At 70.3% G+C, this 19,122-nt stretch carries 17 protein-coding genes; 11 read left to right on the top strand and 6 right to left on the bottom strand.

Annotated elements, in window-relative coordinates; all coding sequences use genetic code 11:
* Window positions 1–4: 4 nt before the first annotated feature.
* Together EDF24_RS03600 and EDF24_RS03605 are read right to left on the bottom strand one after the other, a co-directional pair.
* Entirely contained in the window at window positions 5–1,363 is a 1,359-nt protein-coding gene (locus tag EDF24_RS03600) for an extracellular solute-binding protein (RefSeq protein WP_123701119.1), read from the bottom strand.
* Window positions 1,364–1,397: 34 nt separating this feature from the next.
* Complete coding sequence (locus EDF24_RS03605) at window positions 1,398–2,336, bottom strand: carbohydrate kinase family protein (protein ID WP_123701120.1); 939 nt, start codon at window positions 2,334–2,336, stop codon at window positions 1,398–1,400.
* 199 nt (window positions 2,337–2,535) lie between these two features.
* Between EDF24_RS03605 and EDF24_RS03610 the strand changes: the two genes are divergently transcribed.
* The 3 genes from EDF24_RS03610 to EDF24_RS03620 all read left to right on the top strand — a co-directional run bounded on the left by EDF24_RS03610 (window position 2,536) and on the right by EDF24_RS03620 (window position 6,273).
* Entirely contained in the window at window positions 2,536–3,315 is a 780-nt protein-coding gene (locus EDF24_RS03610) for a DeoR/GlpR family DNA-binding transcription regulator (protein ID WP_123655236.1), read from the top strand.
* Window positions 3,312–4,670: a 6-phospho-beta-glucosidase gene (locus EDF24_RS03615; protein WP_123701121.1), complete on the top strand. Its 1,359-nt coding sequence runs from the start codon at window positions 3,312–3,314 to the stop codon at window positions 4,668–4,670. The genes EDF24_RS03610 and EDF24_RS03615 overlap by 4 nt, the downstream gene beginning before the upstream one ends.
* A 151-nt stretch (window positions 4,671–4,821) precedes the next feature.
* A complete protein-coding gene (locus EDF24_RS03620) occupies window positions 4,822–6,273 on the top strand; it encodes a sugar porter family MFS transporter (protein ID WP_123701122.1) in 1,452 nt (483 codons plus the stop codon).
* Between the two features lie 88 nt (window positions 6,274–6,361).
* Here EDF24_RS03620 and EDF24_RS03625 read toward each other — a convergent pair whose 3' ends face one another.
* From EDF24_RS03625 to EDF24_RS03640, 4 genes are all read right to left on the bottom strand, one after another.
* Window positions 6,362–6,913 carry a GNAT family N-acetyltransferase gene (locus tag EDF24_RS03625; protein WP_123701123.1) on the bottom strand — a complete coding sequence of 184 codons (552 nt, stop codon included), beginning with the start codon at window positions 6,911–6,913 and terminating at the stop codon, window positions 6,362–6,364.
* Window positions 6,914–6,990: 77 nt separating this feature from the next.
* Window positions 6,991–8,241: a sugar ABC transporter permease gene (locus EDF24_RS03630; RefSeq protein ID WP_123655245.1), complete on the bottom strand. Its 1,251-nt coding sequence runs from the start codon at window positions 8,239–8,241 to the stop codon at window positions 6,991–6,993.
* A 53-nt stretch (window positions 8,242–8,294) separates the two neighbouring features.
* A complete protein-coding gene (locus EDF24_RS03635) occupies window positions 8,295–9,059 on the bottom strand; it encodes an ATP-binding cassette domain-containing protein (protein WP_243698218.1) in 765 nt (254 codons plus the stop codon).
* Between the two features lie 97 nt (window positions 9,060–9,156).
* Entirely contained in the window at window positions 9,157–10,266 is a 1,110-nt protein-coding gene (locus EDF24_RS03640) for a sugar ABC transporter substrate-binding protein (protein ID WP_123655247.1), read from the bottom strand.
* Window positions 10,267–10,488: 222 nt separating this feature from the next.
* On the opposite strand from EDF24_RS03640, the gene EDF24_RS03645 reads away from it, so the two are divergent.
* The 8 genes from EDF24_RS03645 (at window position 10,489) to iolB (ending at window position 19,121) form a co-directional block, all read left to right on the top strand.
* A complete protein-coding gene (locus EDF24_RS03645; protein WP_123655248.1) occupies window positions 10,489–11,967 on the top strand; it encodes a sugar porter family MFS transporter in 1,479 nt (492 codons plus the stop codon).
* A gap of 21 nt (window positions 11,968–11,988) precedes the next feature.
* Entirely contained in the window at window positions 11,989–13,005 is a 1,017-nt protein-coding gene (locus tag EDF24_RS03650; protein WP_165931322.1) for a LacI family DNA-binding transcriptional regulator, read from the top strand.
* A 98-nt stretch (window positions 13,006–13,103) separates the two neighbouring features.
* Window positions 13,104–14,327: a Gfo/Idh/MocA family protein gene (locus EDF24_RS03655; RefSeq protein WP_260233344.1), complete on the top strand. Its 1,224-nt coding sequence runs from the start codon at window positions 13,104–13,106 to the stop codon at window positions 14,325–14,327.
* Complete coding sequence (locus EDF24_RS03660) at window positions 14,324–15,226, top strand: sugar phosphate isomerase/epimerase (protein WP_123655250.1); 903 nt, start codon at window positions 14,324–14,326, stop codon at window positions 15,224–15,226. The genes EDF24_RS03655 and EDF24_RS03660 overlap by 4 nt, the downstream gene beginning before the upstream one ends.
* Entirely contained in the window at window positions 15,223–16,281 is a 1,059-nt protein-coding gene (locus EDF24_RS03665) for a Gfo/Idh/MocA family oxidoreductase (RefSeq protein WP_123701125.1), read from the top strand. The genes EDF24_RS03660 and EDF24_RS03665 overlap by 4 nt, the downstream gene beginning before the upstream one ends.
* Window positions 16,282–16,316: 35 nt before the next feature.
* Window positions 16,317–17,327, top strand: a complete 1,011-nt coding sequence (gene iolG / locus EDF24_RS03670) for an inositol 2-dehydrogenase (RefSeq protein ID WP_123701126.1) — start codon at window positions 16,317–16,319, stop codon at window positions 17,325–17,327.
* The gene (locus EDF24_RS03675) at window positions 17,324–18,232 is read left to right on the top strand and encodes a sugar phosphate isomerase/epimerase (RefSeq protein WP_123701127.1); all 909 of its coding nucleotides are present in this window, start codon (window positions 17,324–17,326) and stop codon (window positions 18,230–18,232) included. Before iolG ends, EDF24_RS03675 begins: the two co-directional genes overlap by 4 nt.
* 49 nt (window positions 18,233–18,281) lie before the next feature.
* Complete coding sequence (gene iolB / locus EDF24_RS03680) at window positions 18,282–19,121, top strand: 5-deoxy-glucuronate isomerase (protein ID WP_165931320.1); 840 nt, start codon at window positions 18,282–18,284, stop codon at window positions 19,119–19,121.
* Window position 19,122: the final 1 nt, after the last annotated feature.

A 19,122-nucleotide genomic window follows, 5' to 3' on the forward strand; every position in this document is an offset into this window, starting at 1 on the left:
CTCGCTACTTCTTCACGAAGCCGGAGTAGTCGTCCTGGAGCGTCTTCGTGTACTGCTCCGGGGTCGCCTTGCCCGCAACCAGGTCCTGCATCGCCGCCGTGATCGTGTCGTAGAAGGTCGGCGTCGCGTAGTCCAGGTACGGGGTGATGCTGTTGGCGCTGGAGATCGTCTTGTAGTTGCTCGTGATGTCGCCGGCGATCGTGCCCGACGCGGGGGTGTCGTCGTCCGGCACGACGGTCGGCAGGTTGCCCTTGTCGACGAGTGTCTCCGCGGCCTTCGCGTTCGTCACGAAGTCGACGTACGCGGCGGCCGCGTTCGCGTTCTTCGTCTTCGAGGTGATGGCCCATGCCAGGCCCTCGCCGCCCATCGTGACGGGGGAGTCCGCGCCGGCCGGGGTCAGTGCGGTGAAGCCGATGTCCTTGGCGCTCGCCGCGGCCTCGAGGGTGGCCTGGTACCAGGTGCCCGTGATGAGGAACGCCGACTGGCCCTTGCCGAACGAGGCGACGGCGTCGTCCCGCGAGACGCCGTTCGCGCCGTCGGTGACGTAGCCCTTGTCGACCCAGTTCGTGATGGTCTGCGCGGCCTTGACCTCCTCGTCACCGGTCCAGCTGCCGGACTTGCCGGCGACCAGGTCGTTCACGGCGTCGTGGCCGGCGAGTGCGGAGAGCACCAGGCCGTACAGGTGGATGCCCGGGCTCTTCTCGACGTCGCCGTAGCTCAGCGGGAGCGACCCGGCCGACTTGACCTTCGCCATGTCCGCGGTCAGCTCGGCGACGGTGGTGGGCGGCGCGTCGATCCCGGCCTCCTGGAGGACCTCCTTGTTGTAGTAGAGGCCCACGAGCTCGCCGGTCTGCGAGACGCCGTAGAGCTTGTCGCCCTGCCAGGTGCTGCCGTCGGAGGAGAAGGAGTTGAGCTTGAGCAGGCTCGACGGGTAGTAGTCGTCCCAGCCGTAGAGCTTGGAGTAGTCGTTCACGGGGCGCAGGAAGCCGGCCTTCACGAAGGCGCCCATGTCCGGGTAGCCCTGGTTCGCCTGCACGACGTCCGGCGGGTTGTCACCGGAGAGCGCGAGCTTCAGCGTGGTCTTGAGGTCGGCGAAGGACCGGGACACCCGCTTGATCGTGATGTTCGGGTGCGCCTTCTCGAACTCGTCGTTGAGCACCTGCTGCGCGTCGTTGATGCCGGTGTCGGTGTTCTGGTCCCAGACGGTCAGGGTCGTCTTGCCCGAACCGACGTCCTTCGACACCGGCCCGAGGCTCTGCGACGCGGCGGGGGCAGCCGAGCCGCCCGGGGTGCACGCGGTCAGCCCGAGTGCCAGGGCGGCGGCGACGCCGATGACCATCGTCGCCTTGCTGGAGTGCTTCATGGTGGTCCAGTCCTTCGAGTGGGTGGAGGGGGAGTCAGGAGGTCAGGGCGGCCGCGTCGAGGAACGACCAGTCGCCGGGGGCGGCCGTGCGGCGGAGGAAGGCGCGGAGCTGGTCGGGGTGCGGTGCGCTCGCGGCGCCACCGAGACCGGTCACGGCGTACGCGGCACTGGCGGCGGCGAAGCGCAGCCGCGTCGCCAGGTCCCAGCCGTGGTGGCCGCCGGCCATGAAGGACGCGACGAACACGTCGCCGGCGCCGGTCGGGTCGACGACGTCGACCGGGATGGTCTCGGCCGTGACGACGACCCCGTGCGCGGAGTCGACCGCGATCACGCCCGACCCGCCGCAGGTGACGACGGCCAGCGGGACCCGCTCGGCGAGGGCCTTCGCGGCGTCGAGTGCCGAGTCGGTGCGCGTGTACCGCATCGCCTCGACGTCGTTGGGGACGAAGACGTCGATCTCGGCGAGCCGGTCGAGCACCCCGCCGGACCACTCGCCGGTGTGGTCCCATCCGACGCCGCCGACCACGGTCGTGCCGGTGGCGCGGAGCTCCGCGACCCATCCGGGCAAGGGGTGGGCGATGCCGACGTGGGTGGACGCGACCGCGCCGAGGTCGTCGGGGACGCTCAGCGCGTCGAGGTGCTCCTCGTAGGTGATGAAGCTCCGGTCGTCCGGTCCCGTGAGTGCGACGGACACCGAGCTCTGGTGCCCCGGGACGACCTCGAGCAGGCTCGTGTCGAGCAGTGGTTCGGCGGTGAGCGTCGCGTACACGTGCGCTCCGAGCACGTCGTCGCCGAGGCGGCTGAGCAGCATGGTGGGAGCGCCGGCGCGGGCGGCCGCCACGGCGCGGTTCGCGACACCGCCGGGGGTGACGGTGAACGCGTCTGCGTAGACCTCGGCGCCCTGCTCCGGCGCGGTGACGCCGGCGAAGACCAGGTCGCAGAACACGTCCCCTGCGAACAGCAGTGCGGTCACGGCTTCTCCTCATCGTTGCGGATCGTCCCGTCGCAGGTGTGCGCAATCCCGGGGCGGTACCGCTGGTGATGCTCAAGCCTGCGTGCTTGGTGTTGCGAGGACGTTACTCGATTGCGCCAGATTTGTTAAGTCTGCGCAGAACGCAAACTGCACTGCACGAGTTTGCGTGACAGTGCGCGAGTTCGGATACAGTGGCGCCATGATCCTGCGAGAGCGGCAGAACCGCATCATCAAGGCGCTGCGCGTCGAGGGCGCCGCCTCGGTCCAGGAGCTCGCCGACGCCCTGTCCGTGAGCGCAGCGACGATCCGCCGCGACCTCGAGATGCTCGACCGCAACGGCGAGCTCGTCCGCACCTGGGGCGGCGCCGTGCTCGCGCCCGGCCAGACCGCGCAGGACGGTGACGACGGCGAGCCGATCGAGACCCCGTTCGAGCAGGCCGGCGACCTCGACCTCAAGCGCCGGATGGCGGTGGCCGCTGCCGCGATGGTGCAGGACGGCCAGGTCGTCATCCTCGACATCGGGACCACCACGCCGCAGATCGCCGAGCTGCTCCGCGGCCGCGACATCACGGTCATCACGACGAACCTCGCCGTGTTCGACGTCCTCCGCGACGACGAGGCCGTCCGCCTGGTCCTGCTCGGTGGCGTCGTCCGCCGCAACTACCGGACGCTCGTCGGCTCCCTCGCCGAAGCGGCCCTCGAGCACGTCAGCGCCGACCTGCTCTTCCTGTCGTGCACGGGCGTCCGCGCCAACGGGCACGTCGTGGACAACATGGCGGTCGAGGCCCCGATCAAGCAGTCGATGATCGCCGCCGCCGAGCGGGTCGTCCTGCTCGCGTCCGAAGCGAAGTTCCCCGGGACCGGGGCCCTCCGGCTCTGCTCCCTCACCGATGTCGACACGCTGATCACCACGACCGGCGCCCCCGACGAAACACTCGCACACAGCCGGAACGCCGGCGGAGAGGTCATCACCACATGAAGCTCTGCATCCTCGGAGGCGGCGGGTTCCGCACGCCGTACGTGTACCAGGCACTGCTCCGCGACACCGGCTCGCCGCGCGTGGAAGAGGTCGCGCTCTACGACGTGGACGAGGCCCGGCTGCACGCGATGGTCGCGATCCTGACCGAGCTCGCCGCCGACTTCCCGGACGCCCCGGTGCTCAAGCCCACGACCGACCTGCACCGCGCGGTCGAGGGCAGCGACTACGTGTTCGCCGCCCTGCGTGTCGGCGGGCTCGAGGGGCGCCGTTGCGACGAGCACGTCGCGCTCGACCTGGACGTCCTCGGGCAGGAGACCACCGGTCCCGGCGGGTTGGCCTACGCCATCCGTACCGTGCCCGTCATGGTCGAGGCCGCGAAGGTCATCCGCGACCTCGCCCCGAACGCGTACGTGATGAACTTCACGAACCCCGCCGGCATCATCACCGAGGCGATGCAGACCGTCCTCGGCGACCGCGTGCTCGGCATCTGCGACACCCCGTCCGGCCTCGGTCGCCGGGTGGCCGGCATGCTCGGGCTCGACCACACCCGCGTCCAGATGGACTACGTCGGCCTGAACCACCTCGGCTGGATGCGCCGCGTGATGTACGACGGCCGCGACGTCCTGCCGGAGTTGATGGCCGACGACGAGCGCCTCGGGGCGATGGAAGAGGGACACGTCTTCGGCCTGGACTGGATCCGTTCGCTCGGCTCGATCCCGAACGAGTACCTCTTCTACTACTACTTCAACCGCGATGCCGTGCGCTCGATCGTCGGCTCCGGCAAGACCCGCGGTGACTTCCTGGCCGAGAGCCAGTCCGCGTTCTACGACCGGGCCAGCGCGGCCGGCAACGGCGTCGCCGACCTCTGGCGGGAGACCGTCGCCCGCCGCAGTGCGTCCTACATGGCCGAGGCCAAGGGCGGCACGCAGGACGAACCGCTCGACCCGAAGGAACGCGAGACCGACCCGTCGCACCAGGGCTACGCGGGCGTCGCGCTCGGCGTGATGGCAGCGATCAGCCGCAACGAGCGCCAGACGATGATCCTCAACGTCCGGAACAACGGCACCATCGCCGGGCTCCCGCGCGACGCGGTGGTCGAGGTGCCGACCATGGTCGACGCGAACGGCGTGCACCCGATGACGACCGACCAGCCGGACCTGCACCAGATCGGCCTGATGAGCCAGGTCAAGGCCGTCGAGCGGCACACCATCGCCGCCGCGCTCACCGGCTCCAAGGACGAGGCCCTCAAGGCGTTCGCCCTGCACCCCCTGGTCGACAGCGTCACCGTCGCGCGGGACCTGGTGCGCGGGTACATCGACGCGATCCCGGAGGTCGCAGCGGTCCTCACGAAGTAGCGGCGGTTCCCGTCGGGTCGATACATCGTCCACCCGACGGGAAACCTGGGGGTCTGGTAACGATCGTTGCGAACGCATGCGTACGCTCGTGACGGATCAGACCCGAGGGCATCACCGTCGATGTGCCACCACCGCACATCGAAGGACGACAATGCCCCTGCCAGCCCGCGCCCCGCGGACCCGCACCCCCGAGGACCGCAGCGCCTACGAGCCCGGCATCGAGACGACGCACATCCCGGTGCTGCCGCCGGACGCCCGCGCGCGGAAGCGCTTCGTCCGCGTCGTCGCCGCGGTCGCCGCAGTGGGCGGAGCGCTCTTCGGCTACGACACCGGCGTGATCTCCGGCGCGCTGCTCTACGTGTCCTCGGACTTCGACCTCGGCGTCTTCGAGGAGGGCATGGTCACGAGCGTGCTGCTCATCGGCGCCGCGGTGGGCGCACTGGCGGGCGGCCGGGTCGCCGACCGCGTCGGCCGCCGGCTCGCCCTGGTGCTCGCCGGTGCGGTGTTCATCGTCGCGACGATCGGGTGCGCCTTCGCCCCGGACTACGCCGTCCTGCTGGTCAGTCGCGTGGTGCTGGGGCTGGCGGTCGGGGTGTCCTCGATCATCGTCCCGCTCTACATCGCCGAGATGGCGCCGTCGGACATCCGCGGACGCCTGGTCTCGCTCAACTCGCTGATGATCGTCACCGGGCAGCTGCTCGCCTACCTGGTGAACGCGTGGCTCGCGCAGTACGGCGCGTGGCGCTGGATGCTCGGGCTCGCGGCGGTCCCGGCCGTGGTCCTCGTCGTCGGCATGTTCCTGCTGCCCGACACCCCGACGTGGTACCGGATGCGGGACCGCGCGGGTGACGCACTGCAGGTCCTCCGCCGTACCTACCCCGAGCGTGAGGCGCACCGGGAACTCCGCACCATCCGCCAGGCGCAGGAGTCGCAGTCGTCCGAGAGCCAGGGGTGGAGCGGGTTCCGGCAGCCGTGGATCCGGCGCTCCGTGCTCATCGCCGTCGGGGTCGCGATCCTGCAGCAGGCGACGGGTGTCAACACCGTGATCTACTTCGCACCGACCCTGTTGGTGGACACCGGGCTGCCGTCGTCGACCGCCGTGGTCGCGACGATCGCGATCGGTGTCATCAGCGTCGTCGCGACGCTCGTCGGGTTGCGCCTGGTCGACCGGGTGCCGCGCAAGAAGCTGCTGATCGGCGGCTCCCTGGGCGGGGTCGTGTCCCTCGTCGCGCTCGGTGCCACCTTCCCGCTCACGGAGCGCGGTCCCGGCTTCAGCTACCTGACGCTCGGCGTGATGGTGCTGTTCCTGGCGTTCCAGCAGTCCGCGGTCGCGACGACGACGTGGCTGATCATCTCCGAGCTGGTGCCGTCAGCGGTGCGCGGCATCGGCATGGGCGTCGCCGGGGTGTTCCTGTGGCTCGCGAACTGGGCGGTGTCGCTGGCGTTCCTGCCGGTGGTCCACGCGATCGGCGGGTCCTGGACGTTCATCGCCTTCGCGGTCATCGGAGTGGCCGGCGTCGTGTTCGTGTGGCGCGCGGTCCCGGAGACCGGCGGCAAGTCGTTGACGGACATCGAGCACGAGATGCAGGACGCGACGGCCTAGGACGTCGGCCGGCGGCTCGCGACGTCACCAGCAGACCGGCCTGGAGGCTCGTGGCGGGGCCGCCACGAGCCTCCCGGCCGTCATCTGGTCACCGCCCACCCGTGGAGACCCACGCGCCGAGCGGTGCGTCCGGAACGTCCTCGTCGCTGTGTGCGGTGTCGCAGAGGACGAGGCCGCGGGCCTCGTAGTTCGGGCGGGCCGCCGGTCCGTCGAGGTCGCACGTGTGCACCCAGACGCGCACCGCGTCGGGGAGCGACCAGGCGGTCGCGATCGCGTGTTCGAGGAGCGGGCCGCCGAGCCCGCGTCCGAGGCCGGGCGCGGCCAGGCCGAAGTAGCGGATCTCGACGTGGACGCCGTCGTCGTGCGGGACGGGCTGGAGCTGGACGTAGCCGAGGGGGACGCCGTCGGCGCTCGGGAGCAGGAACACCGTGCCGGGGACCGCGAGCTCCTCCGCCCACTGCTCCCGGGTCCAGTCGAGCCGATCGGTCCACCGCCAGGCGCCGCCGACGTACCCGTAGAGGAACCGGGCGTACTCGGGGTCGACCGCACTCGTCCGGTCGAGCCGCACCGGAGCCGGGACGGGCCGGGGCGGAGCGGTCGGAGGTGTGCGCGACTCGAGGGTCCAGGTGACGACGTCCATGCGTCCGATCCTGCCGCACACAACGGGACGGGCCCCTCGGCTGCTGCCGAGGGGCCCGTCCCGTGTCGTGGTTCCGGTCAGGCGGCACCGTGACTCGCCCGGGAGCGACGCGAGAGCGAGTCGATGATGACCGCGAGGAGCAGGACGGCTCCGGTGACGATGTACCGGGTGTAGTCCTCGAAGTTCAGCAGGTTCAGGCCGTTCGCGATGGACTGGATGACGATCACGCCGAGCAGTGCCGACCAGATGTTGCCGCGGCCGCCGAAGAGGCTGGTGCCGCCGATCACAGCCGCAGCGATCGCGTTGAGGTTGACGTCACCGCCGCCCGAGCTGAGGGTCGCGGCGGACAGGTGGGCGGACGCCAGGAGCCCACCGATGACGGCGAACACCGAGCAGAGCATGAACACCGAGATGTACACGAGCCGCACCTTGATGCCGGACCGGCGAGCGGCCTCGACGTTGCCACCCACGGCGTAGATCGACCGGCCCCACTTCGTGCGCTTCACGAGGTAGTTCATGATGACCACGAGCAGGACGAAGAACACGAAGGACGTCCCGGTGCCGCGGTCGGTCGAGAGGTACCAGCCGATCGCGGAGAGCCCGACGAGGAGCAGCACCGCCTTGGTGATCACGAGCGACTTGGCGCCCGTCGACAGGCCGGCACGGCTCCGCCGGGCATCGCGACGGAGGTCGGCGAACAGCGTGCCGCCCGCGGCGAGCACCGCGAGTGTGTAGACGAGCCACGGCGGCAGGTAGGAGAAGAGCGCGAACTGCACGATGAACGACTCGGTCGGCAGGTTGATCGAGCCGTTCTGGCCGAGGACCAGCAGCTGCACGCCGAGGAACGCGAGCAGCCCCGCGAGCGTGATGACGAAGCTCGGGACGCCGAACCGCGTGTACAGCAGGCCGTACAGCAGGCCGATGAGTGCACCGACGCCGAGCGCGACGGCGATCACCGCGATCAGCGGCCAGTGCAGCTGCGTGAGTCCGACTCCGAGGATCGCCGCGGCGAGGCCGCTGACGGAACCGACGGAGAGGTCGATCTCGCCGAGGAGCAGGACGAGGACGATGCCGATCGAGATGGTGCCGGCCGCCGCACACTGCACGGCGAGGTCGACGAGGTTCGTCGCGTAGAGGAAGCTCCCCCCGGGTGTCAGGATCCCGAACGCCACCCAGATGACGACGAGTCCGACGACGACGGGCAGACTGCCGAGGTCGCCTGCGCGGACCCGACGGGTGAAGCTGGTGACGGCACCGCGGATGCCTTCTTCGCGGAGGAGCCGCTCGTCCTGGAGGTCCGCTGCAGCGCGGGAGGTCGGCGTGCTCATGGTGACGGGGTCAGGAGAGGTGCCTCGTGGCCGCTTGCTCTGGCGGGTGCTGCTCATTGGTCGGTCTCTCGTTCGGATTGCGCGGCGGCGCGACGGGTGACTGCGTTGTCTGTGGCACCGGTGATCGCGGCGATGATGTCCTCGTAGCTCACGTCGGCGACGGCGAAGTCGCCGTTGTTGCGGCCGAGGCGGAGCACGACGACGCGATCCGCGACTGCGCGGACGTCGGCGAGGTTGTGGCTGATGAGCACCACACCGTGCCCTCGGTCACGGAGACGTTCGACGAGGTTCAGGACCTCGGCGGTCTGCGCGACGCCGAGGGCGGCGGTCGGTTCGTCGAGGATGACGACCTTCGGGTCCCCGATGAGTGATCGGGCGATCGCGACGGTCTGTCGCTGCCCTCCCGAGAGCGATGCGATCGGGATGCGCACCGACGGGATCCGCGCCGACAGCTGTCGGAGCAGCTCCCACGACTTCGCCTCCATCGCCTCCTCGTCGAGGACGAAGGTCGAGATCTCGCGCCCCAGGAAGAGGTTGGAGACGACGTCGAGGTTGTCGGCGAGTGCGAGGTCCTGGAAGACCGTCGCGATGCCGAGCGACTGCGCAGCGGCCGGGGAGCCGATCTGCACGTGTTCGCCTTCGAACGTGATCGTGCCTTCGTCCGGGGTGTAGACGCCGGCGAGGATCTTGACGAAGGTGCTCTTGCCGGCGCCGTTGTCCCCGACGATGGCGACGACCTCACCGGCGTGCACGTTGAAGTCGATGCCCGAGAGGGCCTGGACGGCGCCGAAGCGCTTGCTGATGCCCTGGAGGGACATCACCAGGTCCTTCTGGACGGTGACGGGGGTGGGTTCCGCGATGGTCACGAGGACTCCTTGCATTCAGGGGAGGGGGAGTGACCCCCCTCCCGGCGGATCACTTGATGCCGTACTTCGTGCAAGCGGCGGCCAGCTGCGCGGTGCAGATGTCCTTCGCGGTGAAGAGTCCGTCCTTCACGACGGTGTCCTTGATGTTGTCGGCGGTGACGGCCACCGGTGTGAGGATCACCGACGGGACGCTCTTGCCGCTGGCGGTCTTCACGGTGCTCGTCGTCGAGGCCTTCTTGCCGGCGGCCAGTTCGAGGGCGAGGTCCGCCGCTCCCTGCGCTTCGGGCTTGAACGCCTTGTACACGGTCATGTACTGCTTGCCGGCGAGGATCCGCTGGAGCCCGGCGAGCGTCGCGTCCTGGCCGGTGATCGGCGGCAGGTCAGTGGCGCCGGCCGCCTGCATCGCCGAGATGACGCCGCCAGCGGTGTCGTCGTTCGCGGCGTAGATGCCCTTGATGTTCGTGACGCCGACCTTCGAGATCTGACCAGCGGCCCAGGCCTGTGCCTTCGCCGGGTCCCATCCGGGGGTGTCGTACTCGCCGAGCACGTCGAAGCTCGTCTTCGACAGCACGGACTGCGCGCCCGCCTTGAACTGCGACGCGTTGTTGTCCGTCGGTGAGCCGTTGACCTCGAGGACGCCGGCGTCGTCGGCGATGCCGAGGTCCTTCATGCGGTCGACGAGGGCCGTGGCCTGCAGCTCGCCCACCTTGTTGTTGTCGAAGGAGATGTAGGCGCTGAGGTCACCCGAGTTGATGAGCCGGTCGTAGGACACGACCGGGACGTTCTTCGACTTCGCGAGGCTGACGATCGAGGCGGCCGCTTCGCCGTCGAAGGCGTCGAGGACCAGCACCTTCACGCCCTGCGTGAGCATCGCCTGCGCCTGCTGCTGCTGCTTCGACGCGTCGCCCCCGGCGTTCTGGTAGAGGACCGAGCAGTCCGGGCACTTCTTCTTGATGCGCGCAGTGAAGAGCGGGCGGTCGGCACTCGCGAAGCGCGCGGTGACCGAGTCCGGCAGCAAGAGGCCGATCTTGGCGTTCGAGGCGGATCCACCACCGCCGGACGACGCTGCCTGGGAACCGTTCGAGCACGCGGAGAGCGATCCCGCGAGGAGCGCGATCGACGCAACCGCGATCGCTGCTCGAGTGACGACTTTCTTCATTGAAGGCCTCCATCTGCCACCTCCGTTGGTGGCGATAGTTCGTCGAGTTACTACTCAACGAACAAGTTGTCCGGCAAACGATACGATACGGGTGACCCTGCCGCAAGGTCTTCTTTCATGGAGTACGCACCTTCCGTTTTGTGGACACTTAGTCCGGTGTGTGAGAACCTGGGAGGAAGGCATGCCCGGGGACACTGGGCTCGACACGACGAAGGAGTCTTGATGTCTGGACAAGGACAACCGCGCGGAACACTCGAACTCCCACCGTTGACCACCGGCCCGCACCGCAAGCGGATCGGTCTCATCTCGGTCGTGGCCTGCCTCGGCGGCCTGCTCTTCGGCTACGACACCGGCGTCAGCAACGGCGCCGAGATCTCGATCCAGTCGCAGCTGGGCCTCGACGACATCGGCCTCGGCGTCGTCATCTCCTCCCTCGTCTTCGCAGCAGCGGTCGGCGGGCTCGTCGGCGGGCCGGTGTCCGACCGCATCGGCCGCCGGTCGACCATCATCGCGATGGCGGTCTTCTTCTTCTGCGGCACGCTCCTGGCCGTGTTCTCCCCGAACTTCGAGGTGCTGCTCGCCGGACGCATCACGGTCGGACTCGCGGTCGGTGCCGCGTCGATCGTCGTCCCCGTGTACCTGGCGGAGCTCGCTCCGCTCGAGATCCGCGGCATGATCACCGGCCGCAACGAGCTCGCGATCGTGAGCGGGCAGCTCGCCGCGTTCGTCATCAACGCGGTCATCGGGATCGTCCTCGGCGACGAGGGCGGCGTCTGGCGCGTGATGTTCTTCATCTGCTCGATCCCGGCAGCCGCGCTGTTCATCGGCATGCTCAGGATGCCGGAGTCCCCGCGCTGGCTGGTCGAGCACGGCCACGACGAGCGCGCCCTGGCGGTCCTGAAGACGGTCCGCAACGAGGACCGCGCCGCCGTCGAGCTCGAGGAGATCCGCAAGATCACGTCCGAAGAGCCGAGCGAGACCCGGCTGAACGGGCTCAAGGCGCTGCTCTCCAGCCGCTGGCTCATCCGCATCGTCCTGATCGGCTGCGGCGTCGCCATCGCGCAGCAGGTCACCGGGATCAACTCGATCATGTACTACGGCCAGCGCATCCTGATCCAGTCCGGCTTCGGGGCGAACGCCGCCCTGATCGCGAACATCGCCCCCGGGATCCTGGCGGTCGTCGGTGGGATCATCGCGCTCCGCAACATGGACCGCGTCGACCGGCGGAAGACCTTCATCCTCGGCCTGTCGCTCACGACCACCTGCCACATCCTGATCGGCGTCTCGTCGCTGGTGATCCCGGACGGCAACCCGATCCGGCCGTACGTGCTGCTCTTCCTCATCTGCGCGTTCGTGCTCTCGATGCAGTCCTGCCTGAACATCGCCGTGTGGGTCTGGCTCGCCGAGATCTTCCCGCTCAACATGCGTGGACTCGGGACCGGCATCGCGGCCTTCGCCGGCTGGCTGATGAACGGCGTGCTCGCGCTCTACGTGCCGTCGCTCATCGAGGGCATCGGCATCACCGGCACGTTCTTCCTCTTCGCGGTCATCGGTGGCATCGCGCTCGTCTTCATCGTCACCCAGGTGCCGGAGACCCGCGGCTGGTCGCTCGAGAAGCTCGAGGAAGAGGTGACGACCGGCGCGATCTACATCGACACGATCAAGGGCAAGGCGAAGCGGGCCGGTCGCGACGAGCGGTGACCGTGCTGCAAGATGTGGTCCATGGCTGACGACGGGTCCACGGCGACGGCACGACGCGCGACCATGCGTGACGTGGCCGAGCGGGCGGCGGTCTCCAAGTCGCTGGTCTCGCTCGCGTTCAGTTCGCCGGAGTCGGTCAGCCAGGAGCGGCTCCGGCGGATCCTGGACGCGGCCGACGCGCTCGGGTTCCGCCCGAACCGCGTCGCCCGCTCGCTGAACGGGGCGCGGGACGACTTCGTCGGGATCCTCGTCGCTGACTCCCGGAACCCGGTGTTCGCCGAGGTGGTGGACGCCGCGAGGCTCTCGCTGTCGGCGGGTGGCCGGCTCGGGCTGATGACCAGCGCGGTGCTCCCCGGCGCGGGTGCCCACCTGGACCTCGAGGCGGTCGCGATGCTCGGCGACCTGCAGCCCTCCGGGCTCATCGTGGTGGGATCGGTGCCGAGCATGGACCTCGTGGTGGAGGCGATGGGGTCCGCCCGGATCGTCATCGCCAGTGCCCGACCGGACCGGCTCGCCGGCGCCGCGACCGTGCGCGGGGACGACGAGGTCGGTGTCCGGCTCGTCGTGGACCACCTCGCCGGGCTGGGGCACCACCGGATCGGGCACGTCGGGGGAGCCGGCGGTCGGGTGGCCTCGGGTCGCGCCGATGCGTTCGTCGCCGCGATGCGGGAGCGCGGCCTCGACGCCGGGCTCGTCGCGGAGAGCGACTTCTCCGAGGCGGCGGGCTTCCGGGCGGCGCAGGCGCTCCTCGACCTCGACGAGCCGCCGACCGCGATCACCGCGGTCAACGACCTCGCCGCGATCGGCGTGACGGCCGCGCTCCGGCAGCGGGGCCTGACGGACTCGGTCGCCGTCACCGGGTACGACAACACGTACCTCGCCGCGCTCGGGGCGGTCGGACTGACGTCGGTCGACCCGGACAACGCCACGATCGGCCACCGCGCGGCCGAGCTCCTGCTCTCCGAGGAGAACCCGGGCGAGGTGCTCGTCGCACCCACGCTGCGGATCCGGGCGTCGTCCGTGCCCGCGCGCCGCTGACCGCACCGCACGCGGTTGACATCGTCGGATCGACGGTCGTACATTGAACCGGTCCAAGATTTTGGACCGGTTCAAACCAGGAAGCAAAGGAGCCCCCTGTGACAGAGAACAGCGCGCCCCGCACCGTCGGTGTCGGACTCATCAGCGTCGGGTGGATGGGGCGACTGCACTCGCGCTCCTACGCCCTCCTCCCGCTCCTCTACCCGGAGCTCGGCATCCGCCCCCGCCTCGTCGCAGCGGCCGACGTCGCCCCCGCCGGTCGCGACTACGCCGCGGACGTCCTCGGCTACGAGAAGGTCGTCTCCGACTACCGCGAGGTCCTTGCCGACCCCGAGGTCGAGGTCGTCTCGATCTGCGCCCCCAACTCCCTGCACGCCGAGATCGGCATCGCGGCCGCCGAGGCCGGCAAGCCGTTCTGGATCGAGAAGCCCGTCGGTCGTGGCGCCGCCGAGACCGAAGCCGTGGCCGCGGCCGCCGATGCCGCGGGTGTCGCCACCACGATCGGCTTCAACTACCGGCACGTCCCCGCCGTGCAGCACGCCCGCCAGCTCGTCCTCGACGGTTCGCTCGGCCGGATCACGAACGTCCGCGGCCGGTTCTTCGGCGGGTTCTCCTCGAACCCCGAGGACCCGCTGACCTGGCGCTTCGTCCGCGCGACCTCGGGCAGCGGTGTCCTCGGCGACCTGATGGGCCACCTCGTCGACCTCATGCACTACGTCCTCGGTCCGATCGGCTCGATCTCCGCCGCGACCGGCACCTACCTCACCGAGCGTCCCGGCCTGCCGGGGACGCCCGACGCCGGCAAGCTGCTCCCCGTCGAGAACGAGGACTACGCCACGATGCTCGTCCGCTTCGACGAGTCCGCGGTCGGCGCCGGTGCGATCGGCAACCTCGAGGCGTCGCGCATCGCCGTCGGTCCGCGCTCCGAGTACGCGTTCGAGGTCTTCGGCACCGAGGGCTCGGTCCGCTGGGACTTCGAGCGGCTCAACGAGCTCGAGGTCGCCCTGGCCCGCACCGGGCAGCACGTCGGCTACACCCGCGCGTTCGCGGACGGGTACTTCCCCGACTACTCCCGCTTCCAGCCGAGCTCCGGCACGAGCATGGGCTACGACGACCTCAAGGTCATCGAGGCCGCCAAGTTCCTCACCGCCGCCACCGGGGGCGAGGCCACCGGGTCCAACATCCACGACGCCGTCGCATCGGCCCGCGTGCTGAGCGCCGCCGAGGAGTCGGCGGAGTCCGGCCAGTGGGTCGACCTGCCCGTCGAACCGGGCGCGACCGCCAACGTCCGCACGAACACCACCGAAGGGGCACGCGCATGAGTCTCCGCATCGCCACCGCACCGATCTCCTGGGGTGTCAGCGAGGTGGACGGCTGGGGCTACCAGCTGCCCCCGGAACGCGTCCTCGCCGAGATGACCTCCCTCGGGTTCGAGGCCACCGAGCTCGGCGCGCAGGGCTTCCTGCCCCCGGCGCCCGAGGACAAGGCCGCCCGCCTGGCCGAGTTCGGGATGACCGCGATCGGCAGCTTCGTGCCCGTCATCGCACACCAGCCCGGCATCGACCCACTGCCCCGCATCGAGCAGGAGCTCGCGGACTACGCGGCATCCGGCGCGACCGTCCTCGTGGTCTGCGCGGACAGCGAGCAGACCGGGTACGACGCCCAGCGGGAGCCGCTCACCGACGAACAGTGGGCGACGCTCTTCGCCAACCTCGACCGCATCACCGAGGCCGCGGCGGCCGTCGGTGTCACCGCGACCCTGCACCCGCACGTCGGCACGGTCGTGGAGACGAAGGACGACGTCGACGCCGTCCTCGCCGGCTCCACCATCCCGTTCTGCTTCGACACCGGGCACCTGTTCCTCGGCGGCACGGACCCGGTCCGCTTCGCCGCAGAGCACACCGACCGCATCGCGTACATGCACCTCAAGGACGTGTCGCTCGAGGGCATGCGCCGGGTCGCGGATGGCGAGATCAGCTACTTCGACGCGATCAAGGCCGACATCCTCTACCGCCCGGTCGGACAGGGCGACGTCGACATCCGCGCGATCCTGACCAGCATGGTGCAGGCCGGGTTCGACGGCTGGATCGTGCTCGAGCAGGACAAGGTCGTGCTCGAGGAGCCGGCCGCCGGCACCGGCCCGATCGAGGACGCCCGCGCGAGCGTCGAGTACGTCCGCGCGCTGGTCGCCGAGCTCGAGGCCGCCGAGGTCGCACGATGAGGGTCGGCGTCGCGGGACTCGGTCGCATCGGCGCGATGCACGCGCGGAACCTCGCGCGGACGCCCGGCGTCGACGAGGTCGTGCTCATCGGCCGCGACGCCGGACGGACGGAGTCGGTCCGGGCGCGGCTGGCGGCGCAGCGGGACGCCGAGCAGACCACGGAGTCCGGGGCGCCCGGGTCGGACGTCTGGGCGCCGGTGTCGACCACGGTCGACCCGCTCGCCGACGTCCTGCCCTCGCTCGACGGGATCCTCGTCGCCTCGGCCACGGACACGCACGCCGAGCTCGCCCGGGTCGTCGCGGGCTCGCACACCCCGCTGCTCATCGAGAAGCCGCTCGCCCTCGGCGTCGACGAGCTGACCGAGCTCTCCCGGGACCTCGACGCGACGGGCACACCGATCATGGTCGCGTTCCACCGTCGCTACGACCCGGGCTACCAGCGGCTCCGGCAGCACGTCCTCGATGGCGACGTCGGCACGCTCCGGCTCGTGCAGGCGACGGAGAACGACCACTACGCGTTGCCCGTCGACTACATCCCGCAGTCGCACGGCATGTGGCTCGACCTGCTCGTCCACGACTTCGACATCATCCCGTGGACGGTCGGCGACCCCGTCGTCGAGGTCTCGATGATCGGCTCCGTGCTCGACGAGCCCGTCTACGGCGACCACCAGGACACCGACACCGCGATGGTGACGCTCCGCTTCGCATCGGGCGCGGTCGGCAGCATCGGCGCGCTCCGCCGCAGCGACGCGGGCCAGGACGTCCGGCTCGAGGTCACCGGCTCGAAGGGCGCGTACGGTGCCGGCTACGGTCCACGCACCCCGATCACCTCCACCGAACCGGGCGGCAGCGCACCGTCGAACCCCTACGACACGTTCGGCGACCGCTTCGTCCCGGCGTTCGAAGAGGAGATCGCCCACTTCGTCCGGATGATCCGCGGAGGATCGGAGAGCCTGACGCCCCCCGCCGCCGGACTCGTCGCCACCGCGCTCGCCGAGGCGGCCGCGGAGTCGTTCCACACCGGACGCCCCGTCCGGCCCCGCACCACCGCGTAGACCACGCGGCACAACCCACCACCCAGGAGATTGCAATGACGCAACAGACCCGGATCGGCCTCTTCGGCACCGGTCGCATCGGACAGGTCCACGCCATGAGCGTGGCCGCCATCGACGACGCGGAGCTCGCGTGGGTCTGTGACCCGTTCGTGGAGGGCGCCGAGCGCACCGCCGCCGAGTACGGCGGCAAGGTGAGCACGGACCCGGCCGAGGTGTTCGCCTCGGGCGAGGTCGACGCGGTGATCATCGCCGCACCGACCGCGACCCACGTCGACCTGATCGACGCCGCCATCGACGCCGGTGTGCCGGTGCTCTGCGAGAAGCCGATCGACCTCGACCTGGCCCGGGTGGACCGCCTCCGCGCGAAGGCCGCCGCCGCGACGATCCCGATCGTCCTCGGCTTCAACCGCCGCTTCGACCGGCACTTCACCGAGCTGCAGCGTCGCGTCAGCGCGGGGGAGATCGGCACGCTCGAGCAGGTCCTCATCACGAGCCGCGACCCCGCCGAGCCGCCGGCGGCGTACCTCGGCGCATCCGGCGGCATCTTCCGGGACATGACGATCCACGACCTCGACATGGCGCGGTTCTTCGTGCCGGACATCGTCGAGGTGACGGCCCGCGGCGCGAACACCTTCAGTGCGACGGCCCGCGAGCTCGGTGACTTCGACTCCGCCGTGGTGACCCTCCGTGGGGCGGACGACGAGCTCGTGGTCATCACGAACTCGCGGCACGCGTCCTACGGGTACGACCAGCGCTTCGAGGTCTTCGGCTCCGAGGGGCTGCTGCAGGTCGGCAACCAGACGGACACCCTCGTGCGCCGGTGGAGCGCCGACGCGGTCGAGTCCCTGGAGCCGTACCAGACCTTCTTCCTGCAGCGCTACGCGGAGGCGTACCGGCTCGAGGTCGTCGAGTTCCTCAAGGCCGTGCGCGGCGAGCCCTCGCGGAGCCCCGGGTTCGAGGACGGCCGTGCCGCCCTCGTGCTCGCGGACGCCGCGGACCGCTCCGCACGCACCGGCCAGTCCGTCGCGGTCGACCTGTCACGATGAGCCCGATAAACCGCGACCTCGTCGCCACCTGCTGGACGACCGCGGGCACGGGACTGCCCGACGGGCCCTCGGAGCGGAGCTCGTTCTCCGCCCGGGAGCGCGTCAGTGCGGCCGCGGACGCCGGCTACGTCGGGCTCGGGTTCGTCGTCGACGACCTCGAGGTGGTCCGCGACACGATCGGCTTCGACGCGCTCCGCGAGCACGCGGACCGCGTCGGCATCCGGCACCTCGAGGTCGAGCTCGTCAAGGACTGGTGGCGGGACCCTGCGGAGACCCCGTGGCGCACCCGCTGGGACCTGCTCCGTGACGCCGCCCGCGCCTTCGGGAGTCCGATGGTGAAGATCGGGCCGCCGCCCGCGCCCACGGTGGACTCGCTCGACCCGTACGTCGGGCCGTTCCGGGCGCTGGCCGACGAGGCGGCGGAGATCGGCACGCGGCTGGCACTCGAACCGCTCCCGTTCGCCGGGATCTCCTCGATGCCGCAGGGGTCCGAGCTCGTCCGCGCCGTCGACCACCCGCACGCCGGACTCGTCGTCGACTCGTGGCACGTGTTCCGCGCCGACACCTCGCTCGAGGAGCTCCGGCGCACCCTGGACCCGGCCACCGTGGTCGGCGTCGAGGTGAACGACGCCGACGCCGAACCGCAGGCCGGTCGCACGCTGTTCGAGGACACCCGGGACAACCGTCGCTACCCCGGCGAGGGCGCCCAGGACGTCGTGGGGTTCCTCCGCACGATGGCGGAGCTCGGCTGGGACGGTCCGTGGGGCGTGGAGATGCTCTCCGTCGAGCACCGCGCCAAGAGCCTCCCGGACGCGTTGGACGCGGCCCGGGACACGACGCTCCGCTGCCTCCGGCTCGCGGAAGCGGATTTCCCTACAGCGGACGTTTCGTCCATTCAGCGATAAAAGCGCTATGCTCATTCAGTCCGACGCAACGACGCAGAGAGGATCAGACATGGTCGACCCGCAGGTGCTCAAGCACGGCGCATGGGACGTCATCACCCCGGAGATCGCAGGATGGGAGTTCGTCACCTTCCAGGTGAAGACCTTCGGAGACGGCGAGACGGTCGAACTGCCGGCCGACGGCAACGAGCGGGCGTTCGTGAACCTGCACGGCGACCTCGTCCTCACCGTCGGCGGTGACGAGTACCGCATCGGCGGTCGCGACACGGTCTTCGACGGGCTCGGACACACGCTCTACGTCCCGCGGGACACCGCCGTGACGATCACCGCCACCCCCGGTGCCGAACTCGCGATCGCGACGGCCCCGGCCACCGAGCAGCACGAGGTCGTCCTCGTCACGCCGGACGACGTCGGATCCGCCACGCGCGGCGGCGGCACCGCCACGCGCCAGGTCTCGACGCCGATGTCGCCCGCGTTCCCCGCGGACCGGCTGCACATCGTCGAGGTGTGGACCCCCGGCGGCAACTGGTCCAGCTTCCCGCCGCACAAGCACGAGCACGACATCGACGGCGAAGCGCAGCTCGAGGAGGTCTACTACTACCGCCTCCGCGACCCGGAGAACGGGTGGGCGCTGCAGCGGGTGTACAGCCCCGAGCGCGACTTCGACCTCGACGTCCCCGTGCGCGACGGCGACATCTGCCTCATCCCCTGGGGGTACCACACCACCGTCGCGGCCCACGACCAGGACCTCTACTACCTCAACGTGCTCGCCGGGCCCGCGCCGGAGCGCACCCTGCAGGCCGCCGAGGACCCCGCGCTCGCACCCGCCCGTGCCAAGTGGGACGCCCTCGGCACGGACCCCCGTGTCCCGTTCGTCCCCGTCCGCCCCTGAC

Origin of the sequence: Curtobacterium sp. PhB130, assembly GCF_003755165.1 — a bacterium.
Lineage (GTDB): Bacteria > Actinomycetota > Actinomycetes > Actinomycetales > Microbacteriaceae > Curtobacterium.

Excerpts from the sequence above, each read along its gene's own strand:
- EDF24_RS03600 (WP_123701119.1), bottom strand. The coding sequence starts at position 1,363 with ATGAAGCACTCCAGCAAGGCGACGATGGTCATCGGCGTCGCCGCCGCC.
- EDF24_RS03610 (WP_123655236.1), top strand. The coding sequence starts at position 2,536 with ATGATCCTGCGAGAGCGGCAGAACCGCATCATCAAGGCGCTGCGCGTC.
- EDF24_RS03615 (WP_123701121.1), top strand. The coding sequence starts at position 3,312 with ATGAAGCTCTGCATCCTCGGAGGCGGCGGGTTCCGCACGCCGTACGTG.
- EDF24_RS03620 (WP_123701122.1), top strand. The coding sequence starts at position 4,822 with ATGCCCCTGCCAGCCCGCGCCCCGCGGACCCGCACCCCCGAGGACCGC.
- EDF24_RS03625 (WP_123701123.1), bottom strand. The coding sequence starts at position 6,913 with ATGGACGTCGTCACCTGGACCCTCGAGTCGCGCACACCTCCGACCGCT.
- EDF24_RS03630 (WP_123655245.1), bottom strand. The coding sequence starts at position 8,241 with ATGAGCACGCCGACCTCCCGCGCTGCAGCGGACCTCCAGGACGAGCGG.
- EDF24_RS03635 (WP_243698218.1), bottom strand. The coding sequence starts at position 9,059 with ATGTCCCTCCAGGGCATCAGCAAGCGCTTCGGCGCCGTCCAGGCCCTC.
- EDF24_RS03640 (WP_123655247.1), bottom strand. The coding sequence starts at position 10,266 with ATGAAGAAAGTCGTCACTCGAGCAGCGATCGCGGTTGCGTCGATCGCG.
- EDF24_RS03645 (WP_123655248.1), top strand. The coding sequence starts at position 10,489 with ATGTCTGGACAAGGACAACCGCGCGGAACACTCGAACTCCCACCGTTG.
- EDF24_RS03650 (WP_165931322.1), top strand. The coding sequence starts at position 11,989 with ATGGCTGACGACGGGTCCACGGCGACGGCACGACGCGCGACCATGCGT.
- EDF24_RS03660 (WP_123655250.1), top strand. The coding sequence starts at position 14,324 with ATGAGTCTCCGCATCGCCACCGCACCGATCTCCTGGGGTGTCAGCGAG.
- EDF24_RS03665 (WP_123701125.1), top strand. The coding sequence starts at position 15,223 with ATGAGGGTCGGCGTCGCGGGACTCGGTCGCATCGGCGCGATGCACGCG.
- iolG (WP_123701126.1), top strand. The coding sequence starts at position 16,317 with ATGACGCAACAGACCCGGATCGGCCTCTTCGGCACCGGTCGCATCGGA.
- EDF24_RS03675 (WP_123701127.1), top strand. The coding sequence starts at position 17,324 with ATGAGCCCGATAAACCGCGACCTCGTCGCCACCTGCTGGACGACCGCG.
- iolB (WP_165931320.1), top strand. The coding sequence starts at position 18,282 with ATGGTCGACCCGCAGGTGCTCAAGCACGGCGCATGGGACGTCATCACC.